The 21414-nt window shown below is 53.3% G+C and carries 14 protein-coding genes; 10 read left to right on the top strand and 4 right to left on the bottom strand.

Translation table 11 applies throughout. The features are described from left to right. The first annotated feature begins 40 nt into the window (after positions 1–40). The gene (locus ABNT34_RS01245) at positions 41–2584 is read left to right on the top strand and encodes a M14 metallopeptidase family protein (protein ID WP_348728058.1); all 2544 of its coding nucleotides are present in this window, start codon (positions 41–43) and stop codon (positions 2582–2584) included. On the opposite strand, the gene ABNT34_RS01240 is transcribed toward ABNT34_RS01245, so the two are convergent. Next, complete coding sequence (locus ABNT34_RS01240) at positions 2530–3327, bottom strand: phosphoribosyltransferase family protein (protein ID WP_348728056.1); 798 nt, start codon at positions 3325–3327, stop codon at positions 2530–2532. The genes ABNT34_RS01245 and ABNT34_RS01240 overlap by 55 nt on opposite strands. Before the next feature lie 39 nt (positions 3328–3366). On the opposite strand from ABNT34_RS01240, the gene bioH reads away from it, so the two are divergent. The 3 genes from bioH (at position 3367) to ABNT34_RS01225 (ending at position 5528) form a co-directional block, all read left to right on the top strand. After that, positions 3367–4125: a pimeloyl-ACP methyl ester esterase BioH gene (gene bioH / locus ABNT34_RS01235; protein WP_348728054.1), complete on the top strand. Its 759-nt coding sequence runs from the start codon at positions 3367–3369 to the stop codon at positions 4123–4125. 148 nt (positions 4126–4273) lie between these two features. Next, positions 4274–4573: an excinuclease ATPase subunit gene (locus ABNT34_RS01230; RefSeq protein WP_348728052.1), complete on the top strand. Its 300-nt coding sequence runs from the start codon at positions 4274–4276 to the stop codon at positions 4571–4573. Positions 4574–4586: 13 nt separating this feature from the next. Then, positions 4587–5528, top strand: coding sequence for a putative metalloprotease CJM1_0395 family protein (locus ABNT34_RS01225; RefSeq protein WP_348728050.1), 942 nt, complete (start codon positions 4587–4589; stop codon positions 5526–5528). Between the two features lie 81 nt (positions 5529–5609). Here ABNT34_RS01225 and ABNT34_RS01220 read toward each other — a convergent pair whose 3' ends face one another. Further along, positions 5610–7928, bottom strand: coding sequence for a Tex family protein (locus tag ABNT34_RS01220; protein WP_348728048.1), 2319 nt, complete (start codon positions 7926–7928; stop codon positions 5610–5612). 173 nt (positions 7929–8101) lie between these two features. Here ABNT34_RS01220 and greB point away from each other — a divergent pair, with 173 nt between their 5' ends. The 5 genes from greB to envZ all read left to right on the top strand — a co-directional run bounded on the left by greB (position 8102) and on the right by envZ (position 11479). Beyond that, positions 8102–8611, top strand: coding sequence for a transcription elongation factor GreB (gene greB, locus ABNT34_RS01215; protein WP_348728046.1), 510 nt, complete (start codon positions 8102–8104; stop codon positions 8609–8611). Between the two features lie 63 nt (positions 8612–8674). Continuing rightward, positions 8675–8962 carry a VF_A0006 family four-cysteine protein gene (locus ABNT34_RS01210; RefSeq protein ID WP_348728044.1) on the top strand — a complete coding sequence of 96 codons (288 nt, stop codon included), beginning with the start codon at positions 8675–8677 and terminating at the stop codon, positions 8960–8962. A gap of 149 nt (positions 8963–9111) precedes the next feature. Then, positions 9112–9324 (top strand): hypothetical protein, encoded by a 213-nt coding sequence (locus ABNT34_RS01205; protein ID WP_031570280.1) that lies wholly within the window; start codon positions 9112–9114, stop codon positions 9322–9324. A 110-nt stretch (positions 9325–9434) separates the two neighbouring features. Next, positions 9435–10160 carry a two-component system response regulator OmpR gene (gene ompR / locus ABNT34_RS01200; protein WP_348728042.1) on the top strand — a complete coding sequence of 242 codons (726 nt, stop codon included), beginning with the start codon at positions 9435–9437 and terminating at the stop codon, positions 10158–10160. After that, the gene (gene envZ / locus ABNT34_RS01195) at positions 10160–11479 is read left to right on the top strand and encodes a two-component system sensor histidine kinase EnvZ (RefSeq protein WP_348728040.1); all 1320 of its coding nucleotides are present in this window, start codon (positions 10160–10162) and stop codon (positions 11477–11479) included. Before ompR ends, envZ begins: the two co-directional genes overlap by 1 nt. A gap of 71 nt (positions 11480–11550) precedes the next feature. Here envZ and ABNT34_RS01190 read toward each other — a convergent pair whose 3' ends face one another. After that, positions 11551–13089 (bottom strand): phosphoenolpyruvate carboxykinase, encoded by a 1539-nt coding sequence (locus ABNT34_RS01190; protein ID WP_348728038.1) that lies wholly within the window; start codon positions 13087–13089, stop codon positions 11551–11553. A gap of 368 nt (positions 13090–13457) precedes the next feature. On the opposite strand from ABNT34_RS01190, the gene ABNT34_RS01185 reads away from it, so the two are divergent. Next, positions 13458–17144, top strand: a complete 3687-nt coding sequence (locus ABNT34_RS01185) for a S8 family serine peptidase (protein ID WP_348728036.1) — start codon at positions 13458–13460, stop codon at positions 17142–17144. A gap of 105 nt (positions 17145–17249) precedes the next feature. On the opposite strand, the gene ABNT34_RS01180 is transcribed toward ABNT34_RS01185, so the two are convergent. Beyond that, entirely contained in the window at positions 17250–21254 is a 4005-nt protein-coding gene (locus ABNT34_RS01180) for a S8 family serine peptidase (RefSeq protein WP_348728034.1), read from the bottom strand. Positions 21255–21414 lie beyond the last annotated feature (160 nt).

The raw sequence follows: 21414 nt of genomic DNA, 5'->3' as shown, positions 1-21414 counted from the left end.
TATTGCTAAGGTGAATACTTAGTTTTCAGGAGGATAGCCGGTGCGAACTTTTACTCTGTCTCTGTTGATGGCAACTGCATTTTTTCATCCGGTGCTGCAAGCGCAGACTGCACCTGTGGTGCCGGCTCCGGCGGAGGTGCTGGGCTTTGAACCCGGGCAGTGGCATGCCCGGCACGACCAGCTCGAAGCTTATCTGCGTGCCGCCGCAGCCGCGGCGCCGGATCGCACCCGCTTTGACATTATTGGCCGAACCCACGAACAGCGGCCTTTATTGCAGCTCATTTTGAGCTCTGCCGCCAATATGCAGCGGCTGGAGCAAATTCGCGAAGCGCATCTGGCGGTCAGTCGCGGTGAAAAACAACCAGACCCAACGCTGCCGGCCATCGTCTGGCTCGGTTACAGCATTCACGGCAATGAAGCCAGCGGCGCCAATGCCTCGTTGCGGGTTGTTCATCAGCTGCTGACTTCCTCAGATCTGGCGGTCAAAAACCTGTTGGATAACAGCATCATTTTGCTGCAACCGAGCCTGAATCCGGACGGTAACGACCGTTTTGCGACTTGGGTCAATATGCATCAGGGCACGGCGGCAGTGGCAGATCCGCAGCATCGGGAACATGTTGAGCCCTGGCCAAATGGCCGGCCGAACCATTATTGGTTTGACTTAAACCGTGACTGGTTGCTGCTGCAGCATCCGGAAAGCCAGGCGCGTATTGCGCAGTTTCACCGCTGGCGGCCGCAAATAGTGGCAGATTTTCATGAGATGGGCACTAACAGCACCTTCTTTTTCCAGCCCGGTATTCCGAGCCGCAATAGCCCTTTTGCGCCCGAATCGACTATCAAACTGACCAATCAGCTGGCGCAATTCCATGCCAAAGCACTGGACGAGGTGAACCGGCTGTATTTCACCGAAGAAGCTTTTGACGATTTTTATGTTGGTAAAGGCTCGACGTATCCAGACGTGCACGGCAGTGTCGGCATTTTGTTTGAGCAGGGCAGCAGCCGTGGTCATCTGCAGGAGAGCCTGCAGTCAGAGCTCAGCTTCAGCTTTGCCATCGATAATCAGTACCGCACGTCATTTTCGACGCTCAATGGCGCCATAGCGCATAAACAGAATTTACAACAAGCGCAGTATCAGTTTGCGCAAAAATCCAAAGAGCAGGCCCGGCTGGACCCGGTGCGCGGTTATCTGCTGCGCGAGCCAGCTGACCAGAGCCGGCTTGCGGCATTATTACAGCTGTTAAAACAGCACCAGATTGCGGCCTATGCCCTGACTGAAGATTTCCAGATCAACGGTAAAACCTTTGAGGCCGGCCACAGTTATTTTGTGCCGGTAGAACAAAGCCAATACAACCTGATTAAAGCGGCCTTTAATACCGATACCAATTTCCGCGACAATACTTTTTATGATGTGTCAGCCTGGACTTTGCCGTATGCCTACAACATTGATTTTGCCGCCAGCCGCAAAGCGCCATCAGAGCTTGCAGCTGAAGCCTGGACAAAGCCTGCGGCAATAGTGCAGTCGTTTAACGACGGTGCTTACGCCTATGCGCTATCTTGGGCGGATCAACAGGCGCCAGTGCAAACCGCGCGTTTATTGCAGGCCGGCTTCCAGCTCAGAGTGGCGCCGAAGGCATTCAGTGCGGTGACGGCTCAAGGCGTCCAGCAGTTTGCCGCCGGCACTGTGCTGCTGCCTGCTGGTTTGCAGGCTGACGGCTGGCAGCAAAAGCTGCGCGAATTTGCCCAGAAACAGCCGTTAGCGCTCAGTGCATTAACTTCAGGCCTGACGCCTCAAGGCCAGGATTTGGGCAGTAATCAGGTCAAACCGCTGGTGTTACCGGAAGTGTTATTGGTAGCAGGTCCTGGCATCAATTCAACCGAAGCTGGTGAGCTCTGGTTTGCGACCGAGCGACTGGCCGGCGTGTCGCCATCGATGGCCGAGCCGGCACGGCTGAAGCGCCTCGATTTGGCACGCTACAGCCATATTCTGTTGCCGGATGGTAATTACAGCAGCTGGGGCGATGCCGAAGTGGCACAGCTAAAAAGTTGGCTGGAACAAGGCGGCGTGTTGTGGGCGCAAAAAGCGGCAGTCAGCTGGCTGGCGGAGAAGTCTCTGCTGCAAGCCAAGCTGAAAAAAGCCAGTGAATTAAAAGCCTTAGTCACAATGACCGCACCGGTTTATCAGGACAAAGAACAGCTGGCCGGCCGCCAGCGCATTGCCGGAGCGATTTTCCAGACTGAGGTCGATCTGAGCCATCCGCTGACTTTTGGTTTACCGCGTCAGCAACTGCCGGTGTTTAAAAATGACCTGCTGTTGATGGAGCCGGCTGAACAGCCTTTTGTCACTGTGGCCCGTTACAGCGATCAGGCGCAGTTAGCCGGTTATGCCGATCCGGCGCTGGTTAATGCGTTTCGCAATAGCGCCACAGTGCTGGCGCATAATGTCGGCGATGGGCGTATTGTGGCGATGACCGATAACCCGGTGTTCCGTGGTTATTTTGTCGGCTCAGGCCGGTTATTGGTTAATAGTCTTTATTTCGGCAAGTTGTTCGACTCTGGCGACGACAGTGGGGACGGCGACGAATAAAGCCAGGTTTGAGTGCCGGGCGCTGGCGTAATAGCCAGCGTGACCACGCCAATCCGTTGTACACCGGCCTTTCGCAACAGACGACAAAGCTGATTCATTGTTGCACCTGTGGTCAGCACGTCGTCGACCAACAACATCTGTGCGGGTAATGTGGCACCCGTCGATGATTTGAGCCGGAACTGGCGACGCAGCTGGGCCCGGCGCGCACTGGCGCTGGCGCCAAGCTGATGCGGCAGATGACTTTGCGCAACAAAAACATGTAACAACGGCAAGCCGGTGACTGCAGCCACTGTCGCAGCAAGTTGCTGTGACTGATTAAATCCACGTTCACGCAGCCGCTTCGGATGCACCGGCACATAAGCCACTGCGGCGAACTGGTCCTGCAAGCGCCAGAGCGGCAGAGCCAGCGCCAGTTGCTGGCGTAACAGCTGGCCACAAGCCAATTCCTGCTGCAACTTCCAGGCACTGATAAAATGGCTCCAGGGCTGCTGATACCAGCTTAAACTCCAGACGGCATCAAACTGCGGCGCTAAAAGCCCACGACCAACCGCTGGCAGCTGCAACGCATCGCCGCTCAAAGACCAGTACAGCCGCGGCAAAGCAACCTGACAGTGATCGCAAAGCTGGGCGCCGGGTTGATGCACCGGAAAATCACACCACAAACAACAATTTGGCAGGCAGCAGTGTAAAAAGCGCTGCAGCATAAGCTGTATCGCAGGCACAATAGTGGTTTGTATGGCCATCACAATCCTTGTGATTAGATAATTTACATAAATTTAACTATGACGCTGAACGCTGAAAATACCAAACCAACTGTTGTGTTAATCCATGGCTGGGGCCTAAATCATGCGATCTGGCAGCCTGTCGCCGACGCGCTGGCCACGGATTATCAGGTGCTGGCGCTGGATTTACCTGGGTATGGTCTGGCGACGAACTATCCGGATCCTTATAGTCTGGAAGCGATCACTGACCAGCTGGCGAAGCTAATCCCAGCGCAAAGCTTTGTGCTGGGCTGGTCGCTGGGGGGCTTGGTTGCAACTATGCTGGCATTGCGGCATCCGGCTAAAGTGCGGTCACTGGCGTTAGTGGCCAGCTCGCCGTGTTTTCTGCAGCAACCGGATTGGCCCGGCATGAACGCCCAGGTGATGCAGCAGTTCGCCGGCTCTTTATCTGCCAATCTGGCGCTAACAGTGGAGCGTTTTCTGGCTATTCAGGCGATGGGTAGCAGCACTGCGCGACAGGATATTAAGCAGCTGAAGCAGGCGGTGCTGAGCTTGCCATTACCGCAGGCACAGGTGCTGGCTGCTGGTCTTGAAATTCTGGCGACCACAGATTTACGCCCGGAGCTTGCCAGCCTCAGCATGCCGCTGTTTGGCTGCTTTGGCCGGCTGGATTCGCTGGTGCCGGTGGCGATGACCACTATGTTGGCAGAGCTGGCGCCACGCGCGCAGATTTCAGTGCTGGCCAAGGCGTCGCATGCGCCTTTTATCTCCCACCAGACTGAGTTTTTGCACTGGCTCAGACAGTGTTTACAGGCTTAGCAGCCACTGTAAAGTTGCTTGGCCGGATCCAGATCAGAAAAACGGCAGAAAATTGCCGCTAAAGTGGCGACTATTTGCCATTTTCCTTGTCTCAACTGCATGAGTTGGTTACTATTTAATCATAGGTTCATGTTGTGGAGATCCGTCGATGGAATTACAGTCCGCGTACAACTCAGGTTTGCAGGGTTTTCAACGCGCCTCCAATGGCATTACGGAAGCCACTGTGAATATCAATCGCGAAGCGATTAATCAGCAGCGTGCGTTAAATGCCCAGCAATCCAATGCTGCAGCGCAGCAGCCGGAACCTGTCCAGCCAGAGCCGAAAACGCCAGCGCTGGAACAAAGCCTGGTGCAACTCACCACAGAATCACTGTATGCCGAAGCCAATGTGCGGTCGATTAAAACGGCTGACGAAATGCTTGGCACCTTGATAGATGTCAGTGCCTGAGGACTAGCGCAACATGGCGATCACGTCGGTTTACCCAAATGTCACCCCATATGTCGGCAATCCGGCAGTGGATTTGGCACGCCGGGAAAATCTCAAACGTGACATCATCGAACCTGTTGCACAGATGGAACGCAACGCCGCAGAAAAGGGCGTGATTTCCGAAGATAAAAGCCGCAACTCACCACAACAAAATAACCCGACCTACACAGACGAAGTAAAAAATCGCGGCACTGAATTAAAGCAGGCGATCGAAGGCCGTTCGCAGGAGCGGGATCCGGAAGGGCGTTCGGAGCAGGGCAGTTCAGGGCAATCCGGCTCCGGTCGTGATGACCAACAAAGCGCCAGTGAACAGCGCAAACTGGACGAACTGAAAAAACGTGATGCTGAAGTCCGGGCCCATGAACAAGCGCATGCCAACACAGGTGGCGATTTAGCGGCGTCCCCGAGTTATGAGTTTCAGTTAGGGCCGGACGGCCGTCAGTATGCAGTGGGTGGCGAGGTCAATATCGATTTGGCCGTGGTGCCAGGCGACCCGCAAGCAACAATCATTAAAATGCAGAAGGTCAAAGCCGCAGCTTTGGCCCCTGCGGACCCCTCGTCGGCAGACCGGCGTGTGGCTGCGGAAGCTATGCAGCGCGTATTGCAGGCCCAGTCGGAATTGGCGCAGCAAAATGTTGCGTTAAATAACCCGCCGGCTGCTGACGCGGATTATTGGCTGGAGCAGGCTGACGAGCAGCAGCAAGCACAAAATACCCTGACCGGCAGAAACAGCCAAAACTCTCTGCAACCAGATGCGCAGCAGCTGGAACCCGGGCGGCCAGTGAATAAAGGCCCACAGGTTGAACAGCGTAGTCTTGAGCTGGCGGCCTTAATGCAAAAACGCAGTCAGGTTATCAGTAGTTATTACCAGCAGGCGGTGCAGCCGCAGGACAGGCCTTTAATGCTGACTGCCTGAAGTGCAAAGCCATCATCAGCTTACGAATAAAAACGCCGTCAATTGACGGCGTTTTTATTCGGCTGCAAGCAGATGCTGAAGTTACTTCTTCAGCTTGGCCAGTGCTGCGGCAAAAGCGTTACCCATCGCGGCATTGCCGTTGTCTTGCTGACGTGGTGCGGCTTGTGGCCGGCTGCCGCCGGATTTAGCCGGCGCTGAGCGTTCTTTCGCGCCACCAGCAGTTTTCGGCTGTGGCTGTTCGTCCATCCGCATCGTCAGCGCGATGCGCTTCCGTTCAATTTCCACTTCCAGCACTTTGACTTTGACAATGTCACCGGCTTTGACCACCTGATGCGGATCTGACACAAATTTGTCGGTCAACGAGGAAATATGTACCAGACCGTCCTGATGCACACCAATGTCAACAAAAGCGCCAAAGTTGGTGACGTTAGTGACGACACCTTCCAGCAGCATGCCGGGTTTTAAATCGGCCATGGTTTCGACGCCATCTTTAAACTGGGCAGTTTTGAACTCTGGTCGTGGGTCGCGTCCCGGCTTGTCCAGTTCCTTCAAAATGTCGCTGATGGTCGGAATACCAAAATGTTCATCAGCAAATTCAGCAGGGTTAATCGACTTCAGAAAACTGCTGTTACCGATCACGGCGTCGACCGGCTGTTGGTGTTTTGCCAGAATTTTCTCGACGAGCGGGTAAGCTTCCGGGTGCACTGCTGAAGCGTCCAGCGGGTTCGTACCGTTGTTGATTCGCAAGAAACCTGCAGCTTGTTCAAAAGCTTTAGGCCCCAGTCGCGGCACTTTCAGCAGGTCGCGGCGCTGCATAAAGCGGCCGTTGCTGTCACGGTACAGCACGATATTTTGCGCCAGGGTTTTGTTCAGGCCGGCGACGCGGGCGAGTAGGGCCACTGATGCGGTATTCAGATCCACGCCGACCGCGTTTACACAGTCCTCTACCACAGCATCCAGTGATTTGGTCAGCAGACTTTGGTTGACGTCGTGCTGATATTGGCCGACGCCGATGGCTTTGGGTTCGATTTTGACCAGCTCGGCCAGTGGGTCCTGCAAGCGGCGACCAATTGACACCGCACCACGCAGCGATACATCCAGATCCGGGAATTCCTGCGCGGCCAGTTCGGACGCTGAATACACCGAAGCGCCGGCTTCCGACACCATGATTTTGCTCAGCTGTTGTTCCGGCAGCAGCTTGATGACGTCAGCTGCCAGTTTATCGGTTTCGCGGGACGCCGTGCCGTTGCCGATGGCAATCAGTTCGACCTTAAATTGTTTGCAGTAGGCGGCCAGCGTTTTGACTGATTTGTCCCACAGGTTTTGCGGGGCATGTGGGAAAATAGTGGTATTGGCGACCAGTTTGCCGGTCTGGTCGACGACCACGACTTTCACCCCGGTGCGCAGGCCCGGGTCGAGGCCTAGCGTGGCGCGCATGCCGGCTGGTGCTGCCATCAGCAAATCTTTCATATTGCGGGCAAATACGGCGATGGCTTCTTCTTCGGCTTTTTCACGCAACTCGCCCAGCAGGTCATTCTCCAGTTGCAAATGCAGTTTCACTTTCCAGGTCCATTGCACCACAGTACGGATAAAAGCATCGGCGGCGCGGCCTTGCTGACGCAGGTCAAAATGACTGGCGACCATCTGTTCGCAGCTGGCGTGAGCGCTGGTTTCATCGGCGTCCGGCTGTAATTGCAGGTTTAAAATACCTTCATTGCGGCCACGGAACATCGCCAGAGCGCGGTGCGACGGCACGTTTTTCCACAGTTCTGTGTGGGCGAAATAATCGCGGAATTTTGCGCCTTCAGTTTCTTTGCCGGCCACCACAGTGCTTTTTAACACGGCATGTTGTGCCAGATGGCGACGCAGTTTTGCCAGCAGATTGGCGTCTTCGGCAAAACGTTCCATCAGAATATATTTGGCGCCGTCCAAGACGGCTTTGACGTCGGCAAAACCGGCTTCAACGTTGATGTATGGTAATGCGGCCTGTTCCGGCACTAAGTCAGCGTCGGCTAATAATGCATCGGCCAGCGGTAACAAACCGCCTTCAATGGCGATTTGGCCTTTGGTGCGGCGTTTGGCTTTGTATGGGCCGTATAAGTCTTCCAAGCGGGTTTTATTGTCAGCAGCCAGAATGTCCTGCTCCAGCGCCGGCGTCAGTTTACCCTGCTCGTTGATCGTGCGCAGGATCACCTGCCGGCGGTCTTCCAGTTCGCGCAAATAGGTCAGGCGCTGTTCCAGCGTCCGCAGCTGCGTGTCGTCGAGGCCACCGGTGACTTCTTTGCGGTAACGGGCGATAAAAGGCACCGTTGCGCCTTCGTCCAGCAGCTGAACTGCAGCATTGACCTGGTCCGGACGGGCTGCGATTTCAGCTGCGATCTGTTTGATAATCATCGACATGGTGTTATTGAGTTCCTTGCGACGCAGCGATATAGAGCACAGCTGCTGATAAAGTGGCGGCTATTGTCATACGCCTGCACAAAAAAATCCATCCTGTGACGGCTGACAGCAACTACGGCGCTTGGTATAAACCGCGGTGGAACAGGCAAAGTCAGGTCGTGGAGCTGTGGCGGATGAAGACAAAAGTACAAGCTAAAACCAAGTTAGTCACCCGTGAGGGCTATAACCAGCTCAAGGCGGAACATGACGAACTTTGGTTTAAAAAACGGCCCGAAGTGACCAAAATTGTCAGTTGGGCCGCGAGCTTAGGCGACCGTTCCGAAAATGCAGACTACACATTTAACAAGCGTTTGTTAAGGCAAATAGACAGCAGAATCAGATACTTAAGAAAGCGTCTCGAGGATCTGCAAATCGTCGATTATTCACCGCAACAAGCCGGTAAAGTGTTTTTTGGTGCCTGGGTCGAAGTGGAAGACGAAGAGGGCAACAGCCTGAAATTTCGCATTGTTGGCCCGGATGAAATTTATGGCCGCACCGATTACATCTCGATTGATGCGCCGATGGCGCGGGCTTTGTTAAAAAAACAAGTCGACGACAGTGCGGTGGTCACAACGCCGGCAGGCAGTAAAGAATGGTGGGTGACGGAGATTTATTATCCGCAGCAAGCCGGAGCAACTGATTGATTCAGCTGCCAATCAGCTCTAAGCCTTCACTTTAGAACTGTGAATTCACCGCCAGAGGTTGTTATGTCTAAGTATGTCTTGTTGCTGTTTGCGTTGTTTTGCGCTCAGGCCCAGGCCGATGATGAAGCTTATCAACAATGTTTGCTGCAGTATCAGAGCCAGGTGGAGATCCCGGAAGCGGCGGCCTTTGTGCGTAACGCCTGCAACCATGTGCATCGGGAACTGGTGATGCTGCCGCGCAAAAAGGCCTACTGGCAATGTGTGCTGGATTATGTGGCGCCGGTGAAAACCCGTGAAGTGATGGCAGATTTATTACAGGTTTGTCGCGAACGACATGATTTCAGAAAATAAATTCTTTTAAAAACATATAGATAAAATTATTTTTAAAATTTCAGTTTTTGTCATCTACGTGTCACAAAAATATGCTGGCGATCCGGTGAAGGCCTTCGCTATATTCAATCCGAACCTTGAGTTCCAAACTCACCTGCGGAGACAGCAACATGATGAACAAAACTGTATTTACTGTCGTAGCCGTTGCAGCTGTGTTGCTGAGCGGCTGTGCTACTGTGAAACCTGATTATGCTTTTGTGGTAGACCAGGATCAGGTCGCCAAAGCGGATAATCTGAAGCGCCAACAGCGCCAGGTTGCCCATGTAGTCTGGATTAATCCTCCGGTGCGCAAAGTGGCATTAGCGGAGCAACCAAAGCCCTGAGGCCTTAACCACAAAACGGAAAGAATTTGTAACACCTGTACCCGCAATGTCTCGTCAACATTGCGGGTTTTTCGTTTATAGTGGGAAAAATTCTGTGAAAAGGATCCATCATGCAAACTCAGGAAACTACCAAAATTCTGGTTGTCGATGACGATATGCGCTTGCGCGCTTTGCTGGAGCGTTATTTAGTCGAGCAAGGATATATAGTGCGTACCGCCGCCAATTTTGAGCAAATGAACCGGCTGATGGAGCGGGAGAATTTTCATTTACTGGTGTTGGACCTGATGTTGCCGGGTGAAGATGGCTTATCGATTTGCCGGCGCCTGCGTCAGCAGGAAAATGAGATCCCGATCATTATGCTGACCGCCAAAGGCGACGAAGTCGACCGCATCATCGGCCTCGAGATGGGCGCGGACGATTACCTGCCAAAACCATTTAACCCACGTGAATTGCTGGCCCGTATCCGCGCCGTGCTAAGACGGAAATCAAAAGAACTACCGGGCGCGCCGACACAGGAAGAAACTTTAGTCAAATTCGGGCCTTTTGTGTTTAACCTGGCGACCCGCGAGATGCACAAAGGTGACCAGCTGATGCCGCTGACCAGTGGTGAATTTGCCGTATTAAAAGTACTGGTCAGTCACGCCCGTGAACCTCTGTCACGCGACAAACTGATGAATATGGCACGTGGCCGTGATTATTCAGCGATGGAGCGTAGTATTGATGTGCAGGTGTCGCGGTTACGCCGGATGATTGAAGACGACCCGACCAATCCGCGTTATATCCAGACGGTCTGGGGCCTGGGTTATGTGTTTGTGCCGGACGGTGTCGCCAGCTGATGCGGATTTTACCCCGCAGCGCCTTCGGTAAAACGGTGTTTCTGATTGGTTTGTTATTGCTGATCAATCAGTTAGTCTCCTATTTTCTGGTGGCCGTTTATGTGATTCAGCCGACGTTGCAGCAGACCAACCATCTGATCGCAAAACAGATTAAAGTGGTGTTTATCGATGTTGGTGGTGAACAGGGTCTGCTGTCTGAGGAGTTGACGCAAAAGTTTCAGCAGGCGACCGGCATCGACGTGCTGACCGAAGCACAGGCTTTGCGCCAGGGCCTGAACAACGCGATTTATTATCAGTATTTTTCTGATGAGATGTCGCGTGAATTAGGCGGGCCGGCCGAAGTCCGCATTGAGCAGGACCAGCAATTCTCGTTCTGGGTGCGGCCACCGCAGGCACCGCAATACTGGATCAAAGTACCGCTGACCGGCCTCAATGAAACCGACTTCTCCCCGCTGCAAATTTATATCCTGCTGATTGGCTTTTTAAGTGTGGCCGGTGGCTGGTGGTTTGCCAGGCAGTTAAACCGGCCGCTGCAGCAGCTGCAACAGGCTGCGATCCGGGTTGGTCGCGGTGACATTCCGGATCCGTTGCCGGAAGAGGGCTCGACCGAAATCATTGCGGTGACCCGCGCTTTTAACCACATGGCCAATGGCATCCGCCAACTGGAAAAAGACCGCAGTTTGCTGATGGCCGGTGTGTCGCATGATTTGCGTACGCCACTGACGCGTATTCGTTTGGCCAGTGAAATGGTCAGCGAGCAGGATAGCTGGATCCGCGATGGTATCGTCAGTGATATTGACGATATGAACGCCATTATCGACCAGTTTATTGACTATATCCGCCATCACAAAGAAGAGACGTTGGCCGAGGAGAACCTGAATCAGCTGGTGCAGGAACAAGTCGAAGCCGACCGGCTGCAACAGCGGCAAATCAGCGCCGAACTGCTGGACGGTTTGCCGTTGGTGCCGATCCGGCGTATTGCTATCAAGCGGGTGCTCAGCAATCTGATTGAAAATGCGCTGAAATATTCCGATGGTGCCGTCGAAGTACGTACTGGTTATGAAAAAAACCGCCAACGTGTGTACCTGCAGGTGCGGGACCACGGTCCCGGCATTCCGGAAGACCAGATGACACGGATGTTTGAGCCCTTTACTCAGGGCGATACCGCGCGCGGCAGTGCCGGTTCAGGCCTGGGCCTGGCGATTATCAAAAAGATTGTGGATATGCATCATGGTGAGATCCGCCTGCACAATCATGCCTTTGGCGGACTGGTTGCCACGGTCTATCTGCCTGTTCGTAAGGTGAAGCCAACGGCCTGACCCAGAGTAAACATCATAAAAACAACAAAGGCCGCAAATGCGGCCTTTTTGTTGTGTCAGCTATAACACACTCAGGCTTTTGGGCCTGCGCTGCGGATAGCTTCTGACACATCGTACTTTTTGAAGTTATTGGCAAATTCTGCGGCCAGTTTAGCGGCGTATTGGTCATACTGCGCTTTGTCTGCCCAGGTTTCCCGTGGATTCAGCAGTTTGCTGTCAACGCCTGGGATGGCCACTGGCACATTCAGATTCAGCTGCGGCAGGTGAATGGTTTCCACATTCGCCAGCTCACCAGACACGATAGCGTCGATAATGGCGCGGGTCGTCGGGATGTCGAAACGCTGACCAACACCATGTGGACCGCCGGTCCAGCCGGTATTAACCAGGTACACTTTCGAGTTGAATTCACGCACGCGTTTGATCAGCAGTTCTGCATAAACACCAGCCGGACGCGGGAAGAATGGCGCGCCAAAGCAGGTAGAGAAGGTAGATTCGATGGCTGAAGTGGAACCGATTTCGGTTGAACCCACTTTTGCGGTGTAGCCTGACAGGAAGTGGTAAGCCGCAGCTTCTTCAGACAGCACAGACACTGGTGGTAATACACCAGACACGTCACAGGTCAGGAACACGACAGCGCGTGGTTCACCGGCGCGGTTGGCTTCCACACGTTTTTCTACGTGAGCCAGCGGGTAAGCGGCGCGGCTGTTTTGTGTCAGGCTGGCGTCTTTGTAATCCGGTGTGCGGTGAGCATCCAGCACAACGTTTTCCAGAATAGTGCCAAAGCGGATCGCATCCCAAATCACCGGCTCGTTTTTCTTCGACAGGTCGATACATTTGGCGTAGCAACCACCTTCGATGTTAAACACGCTGCCTGGCGCCCAGCCATGCTCGTCATCACCGATCAGGAAGCGTTTTGGATCTGCAGATAAAGTGGTTTTACCGGTACCAGACAGACCAAAGAACAGCGTGACATCACCGGCTTCGCCGACGTTGGCTGAACAGTGCATTGGCAGCACGCCTTTGGCTGGTAACAGGAAGTTCTGCACTGAGAACATCGCTTTTTTCATTTCACCGGCATAACGCATGCCGGCTAACAGCACTTTGCGCTCGGCAAAGTTGATCATCACAGTGCCGTCTGAGTTGGTACCGTCACGGGCCGGATCACAGGCAAAACCTGGTACGTTCAGAATTTGCCAAGCCGTTTTACCGGCAGCATTCCAGCTCACAGGGGTGATAAACAGGTTTTTGGCGAAGATATGTTGCCATGCAGTTTCAGTGCGAACGACCACTGGCAGGTAATGTTCCGGATCTGCGCCGACTTCTAAATGGGACGTGAAGTGCTCACGGTCGTTCAGATAATGTTCTACTTTGCTCCACAGCGCGTTGAAGACGTCTGCGCTGACCGGCTGGTTGACGTTGCCCCACTGAATATCGTTTTCAGTGCTGGCTTCACGGACGATAAAACGGTCTTTTGGCGAGCGGCCTGTTCTGTGACCGGTGCGCACAACGAGGGCGCCGTTGTCTGCCAGAACACCTTCGTTACGGCGGATGGCATGTTCAACCAGATCTGCCACAGATAAATCATTGTGGCTGTTTGTTTGCGTGGTCATTCTCAACAGACTCCTTCGGGTACAGAGCAGGGATTAGAGTTCCTGATCATTGTACCGTAAGTCGACAGGTCGGGCGACAAAAAAATATGCGAAAGACTGATCGGATCTGTGGCTATATAGCCATAAATGCGTGATTTATGCATAAAAATGCATATTAAAGGTACGGTTTTATGCCTTGGTTCTGTTTTTTCTGCGTAATTATTACTGGTTTTGTTTCAGAATTACCCAATAAAATCGTTGTTTGAATTTTCGGTAAAATTGCGACTTAACCGCAATACAACGAAATTTTGTGATTTTTTGGCATCTTTGTGTTAACTGTTTCGCCCAATAACAATAAGTAGTAACAACCAGTTCCTCTGGAGGGAAACATGCAACAACTCGTGAAATCAGCGCTGGCAACGGCGGTAGGTCTGGCTATCAGCGGTAGTGCGGCCGCAGCGACGCTGGACCAGTACCGGATGAATTCGCCATTAGTCACTGATTACATCCCACAACAACAAGATGCAGTTGCACTGACCGATAGCTTTGAAGCTGCCACCCCATCGGGTTTTTATGTCGTGTTAAAGCAGGCTGCTTTATCCGAATTACGTGCCGTAAAAGCTGATGATGCCGCTCTGAATAACCTGACTGCTGATATCGACAGTCTGCAGCAAGCAGTCACCCAGCAACTGCTGACCTTAGACCGCGATGCTGAAATACTGCTGAGTACACGCAATCTGGCATCGGGTCTGGTAGTAAAGGCCTCTGACAGCGCGTTAGAAAGCCTGCGCCAATCAGCGGCGGTCGAAGCGATTTATCCTTTGTATGACAGCAAACCAATGTTGGCACAAAGCGTTGAATATATGAATGCCAAAGGCCTGATCACCTCAGGCACCGCCACTGGCAAAGGCATGCGTGTGGCAGTGTTGGACAGTGGTGTTGACTACACCCATAAAGCTATCGGTGGCGTCGGCACTGTTGCTGCTTACACAGCAGTTGATCAAAAAGCGGCACCGGCCTGGCCACAAGGCAAAGTGTTGGGTGGCTATGATTTTGTTAACAACGACCCAAACCCGATTGACCCAACCACTGGTGGTCATGGCACGCAAGTGGCGTCTTCTGTGTTAGCGACAGCGCCTGATGCCAATTTATATGCTTACACGGTTTGTACCGGCACATGTCCTGCGGCGGCGCAAATCGGCGCGCTGGAAGCGGCGATGGACCCGAATGGCGACGGTGATATGTCTGACCGCGTTAACGTGGTCAATATGTCTTTGGGTGGTCAATTTGGCTCTGCGACCGCAGTGTCTGGTACCCAATTCCTCATTCAGAAAGCGGCAGAGCTTGGCGTCAATATGGTGATCTCGGCCGGTAACGACGGCCCGAATCCGTTCCGTGTCGGTGGCCCGAGCACCACACCAAACGCTTTGTCTGTTGGTGCTATGACACATCCAAGCGGCACCAGCCCTGTGTTTGAAAACAACACTATTGATGGCAAAAAAATCACTATGTTGGGTTCTGCCTTTAACCCAACCAGCGCCTTTGCCTTTGATCAGGCGTCTGCCCCGCTGGTGTATATCAAAGACAACGCTTTAGGCTGCAATACTTTTGCGGCAGATTCGCTGAAAGATAAAGCGGTGTTAATTGATCGCGGTACCTGTAACTTCACAGCAAAAGTGCTGAACGCACAAAATGCTGGCGCTAAGTTTGTCATTCTGGTCAATAACGCTGCCGGTGCAGGGGCTTTCTCCGGCGGTGGTGCTGACCCTGCGGTGAAAATCCCGTCTGTCGGCATTTCGCTGGAAGATGGCGCTGCGATCAAAGCTGCGCTGGATAAAGGCGCTGTCAACTACAGCATTAAGTCGCTTGCTATCAATACCGCCGGTGGTATTGCCACTTTCACTTCACGTGGCCCGGCGATGCAGGGTTTACTGAAGCCGGAAATTACCGCACCGGGCACCAACATTCTGATGGCCGCAGTGGCCTCAGGGGATAAGTTTGCGCTGAACTCAGGGACTTCGTTCTCGGGTCCGTTGACGGCAGGTGCTGTGGCGCAGCTGCGTCAGGTGCTGCCAAACCGCACTGCGCAGGAAATCAAAGCGACCATCATGAACGCGGCGAATCCTGAAGTATACAATCTGCCAAAAGCCCACCCGCAAGCTGTCTTGGCACCAATTTCAGCCATCGGTGCCGGTTTAGTTGATGTGGATAAAGCGGCTAAATTGCCGGTTGCCGCCTGGGTTGAAGACACCGCCTTTAACACCAAACAAGCGGCGTTGTCTTTTGGTCTGCAAAGCATGACGCAGAAAACCACGCTGAAGAAAACCGTTACACTGAAAAACTTCGGCACCGCGGCTAAAACTTATAACCTGCGGATTAAAGATCGGTTTGCCGAAGATACTGCAAGCGGCGCTTTAGCCTGGACTGTTCCGGCTTCTGTCACTGTGCAACCGGGCCAGACTACCACTTTTGATGTCAGTGTCACTGTGGACCCAACCAAATTACCGGCTTTTGGTCTGCAAAACACCACACCAACGCTGCAAAAAGACGCCGCGCTGACCAAGGTTGAATACGACGGCGCGCTGGTATTTGATGATCCGTCAGTCAGCGGTGATTATGACCTGCATCTGGTCTATCACCTGATCCCACAAGCACAAGCCCAACTGGCGGTCAGCAGCAAATTTGTTGACGGCAAATCACAAATCGTGGTGAAAAACACCGGTGCCGTTGCTGCTGATTTGTACTCGACGCAGTTAGTGGCGACAGATGCAAAAGAAGCCGTCACGCACGATATCCGCGCGGTCGCGCTGGATGTGATTTCTGTACCGACCACCACCTGTGCTTCCGGCTATTTACTGGCTCCGACCATCACTTTGGACAAAGGCCTGAATCATTTACTGCAGGCTAACCTGGGTTTTGATTTAGACGTGAATAACGACGGCAAATACGATTTCTCGATGTATAGCCTGTTGTTAACCCGTCTGGGTGATGCCTATGCCGGCGTACCGGGCCTGATGGGTACTTTTGCTGTACCTTATGGCACGACTAATGGTTATGTCTACAACATGTTCCATGCCACAGGTCAGCGTAATGTGACCTTGTCGGCCTGTTTTGACCGCATTGGTCTGACGTCAGGAGATATTGGTAACAAAGTGTCGTTACGTGCTTTTGCTATCAACAATGGTCAGGCATTGGGCTTGGGGTCAAATATCCCGGCTGATGACCTGTTAACAGCACAAGCAGTTATTGCACCGGCTGCCGATGTCACTTTCTCGACTGGTGGCAAAGATCTGACGAAACTCGAGCCTGGCAGCGAAGCTGTGGTAAACGTGCCAAAAGAAGTGACTGGTAAAGGCTTTGTGCTGCTGTCTGATGTTGGTGATGCGATGTTCTCTGCCGATCTGACGCCGGTAGAAAAAGCACCGGTTATCCCAGCTGGTCAGGCGTTCAGTGTCAAAGAAAACTCGGCCAATGCGACCGTGGTCGGCCAGTTAGTGGCTGAAGCGGATTTCAGTAATGGTCTGACCGAATTCTTCCTGGCCGGCAGTACTTCTGCTTCTATCGGCGTGGAAAAAGATGGTCGTGTAGTAGTAAAAGGTCCGCTGGACTTCGATAAAGGCGTTACTTCTGCCACGCTGGAAGTCGTGGCCATGAACACGGCTGGTTTAAGTTCTGCACCGGCCAAAGTGACCGTCAGCATCACCAACGTCGCGGATGAGAAACCGCTGGTGACTTTGGGTAGCCTGGCGACAGACTTACGCGAAGGCACTGCGGCGGGAACTGTGGTTGGCAAAGTGTCAGCGGAGATCCGTGAAGCCGGCGCTACGCTGAAAACTGTCACTGTGAGCCCTGACCTGTTTGCTTATGCGAACGGTAATATCGTGTTGGCCCGTACTGTGGGTAAAGGCGATACCGGAGCTCAAAGCCTCAGTGTGACGGCAACCGATAGTTCCGGCATGACCTCGGACGCTGTTAGTGGCTCAGTGCAGATCGCGAAGAAATCCAGCGGCAGCTTCGGTTTCATCGGTTTACTGCTGTTGCCGTTGGCGCTGCTGCGTCGTGGCCGTCAAGGCTAATCAGTGAACCTGAGAATCAAAGCCTGCAGCAATCGTCAGGCTTTTTCATCAGCATAAAAAAACGCCGGTCAACTGACCGGCGTTTTCTATTCAGATATTAAAAACTTAACTCCGACGACTGCGGCGCAGCCAAACCAGTGGGAGTAACAGCAGGGACAGCAGACCTGCGCCACCACCGCTGCTTTTCTTCTCTGGTGTAACAACGGGTGCCGGCACATCCGTGATGTTCAGCGTGACAGTTGCCGGAGCCGAAGATAACTTGCCGTCACTGGCGACCACACTGAAGGTCGCGACTGTGTTGGCGGTGACTGCTGGCGTGGTGACACTGATGGAAGCTGTAGTACCGCTGACAGTCATTGCCGGACCAGAAGTCTGAGTCCAGGTGTAAGTCAGTGCATCAGCATCCACATCGGCGCCTGTTGCCGCTAAAGTTGCGGTTGAGCTTTCATTGGCGGTGACAGTTGCGCCTGTCACTGTCGGCGCGTCGTTCACTGCAGTGACTGTGACTTCAACTGCAGTCGGGACCAGTTTCAGCCCTTTGCTGTCTTCCGCGCTGTAAGTGAAAGTATCTTTACCGTTAAAGTTGGCTTTTGGCGTGTACAGCACTTTTCCTTCGACGACTTCAACAGTGCCGTTGGCTGGCTGCGCAGCAATAGTCACTTTCGACAGCGCGCCATTGGCGCCGGCAGCTGCTTTGTTGATAGCTTTGGTGGATTTGCCGTCACTGGTCACTTCAACATTGATGATCTTCACAAATGAAGTCTTTTCATTGGCTAAGACATCAATCGCAGCTGACTTGGTATCTTCTGCGGTTGTGGCGCTGTCTTTAGTGCCGAGTTCCAGTGCACCGGTCAGGTCCAGCGCATATTTCATGTCCACAGTACCCGGCGCTTTGAAAGTGACACCAGCGCCAGAGTTAGAACCCGGAGCCGTGCCGGTCGCTGTTGCACCGTTAGCAAAGTACAACGAGTTACCAAGAGTACGACTGACATCCTGCACACCTACGGTCAGTGCTGATGGCGTTGCGCCCATATTCAGATAGTTAAACCGGATATCTTCAGGGCCATTTGTCGCCAGCCAGGTCTGGAAGGTATAGGTTTTGCCTGGTTCTTCAAAGACTTCAGCACCGTTCCATTCGACGACCACATAGTTTTTACCAGCTAAAGTCGCGGTTGCAACATGGATAGTACCAGCACCGGTGGAGCCGCCTGCCAGATCAAGGTCTGTCCAGAACGGCGCTAACAGGTTGGTCGCGGCTGTGGTACTGGGCAGTTTCACGTTTGCCGCCGCAGCCGATGGGGCTGTGGCGCTGTTACTGAGCTGAACAAAACCATTGGTTGATACGTGCAGACGGCCATAAGCTACACCGCCGTAGTTGATGGTGATCCCGCTGGCGCCCAGGTTGTAACTGATGACATTGTCGTCACATTCACCGGAACAGGTTGCTGCAGCTACAGTGTCCTTCAGCACAGTGCCGGTTGGGCTTGCGGCCGCAGCGAGTGACAAACTGGGTTTTTCCACTAAGCCGGTCCAGGCGATCCGGCCTGTATTCGCATTACCGTCCAGCAGAAACTCAGTGGCGCCGTTTAATACCGCAGACTCGGAGCCGGCAACGAATTTAGTACCGGCTGGCGCTGTTGCAAGGATAGTGACTTGTTTGTCGTACACTTTATTGCCAAAAGAGGCGGTCACCTGAGAGGGTTCGCCGGCTTTCATTACGGTGCTGCTGGCGGTTGCCAGTGTCGTCGCATCGGCTGTGTTGGCGACCCGTACCGCAATCGGCATCGTTGCTGTTGGTGCTGTAGTATCAGACGAAGTCCATAACACGTTACCAAATACCCAGTTTCCATAGGTTGCCATAGTACCGTCGACAGACAAGACAAAATCGGCTTTGTCACCGGTGGTGCCGTATGGTTTCAGCGTCACCGACGTTTTATCCAGTTTGCCGGTGGTGTTGCCATCGGTGAATTGCACTGTCGCTGTCCAGGTCACTTCTTTATCCGTCATATTGCGGATTGACCGGGTGAAGTTACAGTTGATCACACATGGATTTTGCGCAAACGACGGTTTATCAAAAGTCGCAGCAGCTTTGACGGCTCTGCTCAAATCCAGCCGGCCGGCACCAATGTCAAACGGCGTTGTTGCTGTGACTGAGTCTTCTTTTTTCAGGCCGTTTACTGCAGTTGAAGTGAGCGCAGTCTTGATTTCGACCGCGGTCCATTTCGGGAATTTCTGCTGCATGATAGCGGCAGCACCAGCGACATGAGGTGCCGCCATTGAAGTGCCGCTCATCAGCTGGAAGCCACGTTTGTCAGCAAACTGATCCGGCGAGGTAGCCGACAGAATATCACTGCCTGGCGCGCCCATATCCGGCTTCAGGATATTGTTATCACCATCCGGCCCCCGCGAGGAGAAATCACTCATATTGTCAGCAAACTGAGCTGAAACTACGCGGCTGGCGAAGCGGCTTAATGTGGCAGTAGAGTTTGGTGCAGTTTCCAGTGCTTTGGCCAGTTTGGTGCCATCGGCTCTGCTGATCATCAGCGACGGAATGGTGGTATTTGGATTCGACATCGATGTCGGCTGACCGTCGTTGTTCTGCACCATAATGACGCCTTTGGCGCCGGCAGCCATGGCGTTATTGATTTTATCGGTGAAAGCACAGGTACCGCGCGAAATCAGCGCAAAACTGTCTTTAAAAGTATCGGCGGGGAAGGCGGTACAAGCCAGGGCATTGCTAGGTGCAGCTTTGGCAGCATCAATGACTTTGGCCACCGGATCCGCTGTTAACCCGCTGATAGTGGCGGCAAACTGCGAGCCGGTGATACCCAGCATCGCGGCTTCAGTGCCGAATTTCACCGTGTTGGCAAAAAAGCGGCCAGTGGTGGTACTGGCAATAGTGATGCCGCTTTCGATACAACCCGGGCAGCCTACCGATTGCGCTGTTGGGCCATTGTTGCCGGCAGAAGTAACCACCACAACACCGGCATCTTCTGCTGCTTTAAATGCGGCCTGATAGGGACTGGTGGCCGGATCGGCACCAGCGCTGCCGCCCCAGGAGTTGTTGATGACATCGGCACCATCTTTCACCGCCCAGTCCAGCGCTTCTATTAACATCACATTCGAGCCGCTGCCGGTGACAGTGCCATCGGCGCGAAACACCTGGAATAAGGCTTTATAGGCCATCAGATAAGCGCCAGGTGCCACCCCGGAGACTGTGACTTCAGTGAAACCATCTTCGCTTGGTTTGCCGTCAACAGTCGGGACTATATTGGTCGCGCCATTAAATTTAATTTTGGCGGGCACACCAACTGCAGTACCGGCGGTATGAGTACCGTGGCCGCCGTTACCGAGCGGGCTCATATATTCCTGTGGCACTGTGGCAAAAGTCGGGGTGCTGAAACGGGCGACAATTAATTTGTTGTTACAAAAGGTTGGTTCAACAGTAGCGCAGTAGTCGTTGTTGGGTTTGCTGGCCGGCGCGGCAAAACCGGTATCTTTAAACAGTGGGCTCTCTGGCCGGATACCGCCGTCAATCACCGCAACTTTGACGCCTTTACCGGCGTTCATGTCACCGCCCAATTGCTCCCATACTGTTTTGGCTTTAATCAGGTCCAGCGACGCATCCATTTGTTCATAATACATCTCTTCGCGGAATACCGCTTTGACGCCGTCAACATTCTGCAGCTGCTCATAGATGTCGTCGGTTGACGTGACGACGACGGCGTTGATGACGGTATCAAAATGGCGGTTAATCTCGGCATTGGGTAAGGCTTGTTTTAACGCGGCGGCAAAGGCGCTACGTTCCTGCGCCAGCACACTGCCTTGTTTTTGTGTGGCAGCTGCAGTGAGATCCAGTTTATTGCCCGGGCCTGCTTGTTCTGTAGCTGCAGCAGTGGCGGCTAATGGCTCACCTTGCAGCTGGACGATGAAATATTGTGGAAAATCCTGTTTTAATGCTTTGTTTTTCAACGAGGTATCAAATTGCAGTTCGCCGGATATTTCCGGTGAGAACGCCTGAGTGATTTCAACATTGGCAGACACCGGCGCGGCCAGTGCGGCGGCGATGGATATCGCCAGCAGTGATGGGGTTGAGGCTTTGACCAACATGTTGCATTTTCCTGAATTGATTATTTTTTTATCCAGCTGGCGGCTTTGAGAGGCGCCTTTGGCTGAGGGACAATGCGACAGATGCCTGTAGGTGCCACAACATCAGAGACAGATCAGGCAACGTCGCCTGAACCAATATAGACGAATATCAGCAATATTG

Source organism: Rheinheimera texasensis (genome assembly GCF_964031785.1).
Taxonomy (GTDB): domain Bacteria; phylum Pseudomonadota; class Gammaproteobacteria; order Enterobacterales; family Alteromonadaceae; genus Pararheinheimera; species Pararheinheimera texasensis_A.
Note: the sequence above shows the minus strand (reverse complement) of the source record. Positions and strands in the feature narration are given on the sequence as shown.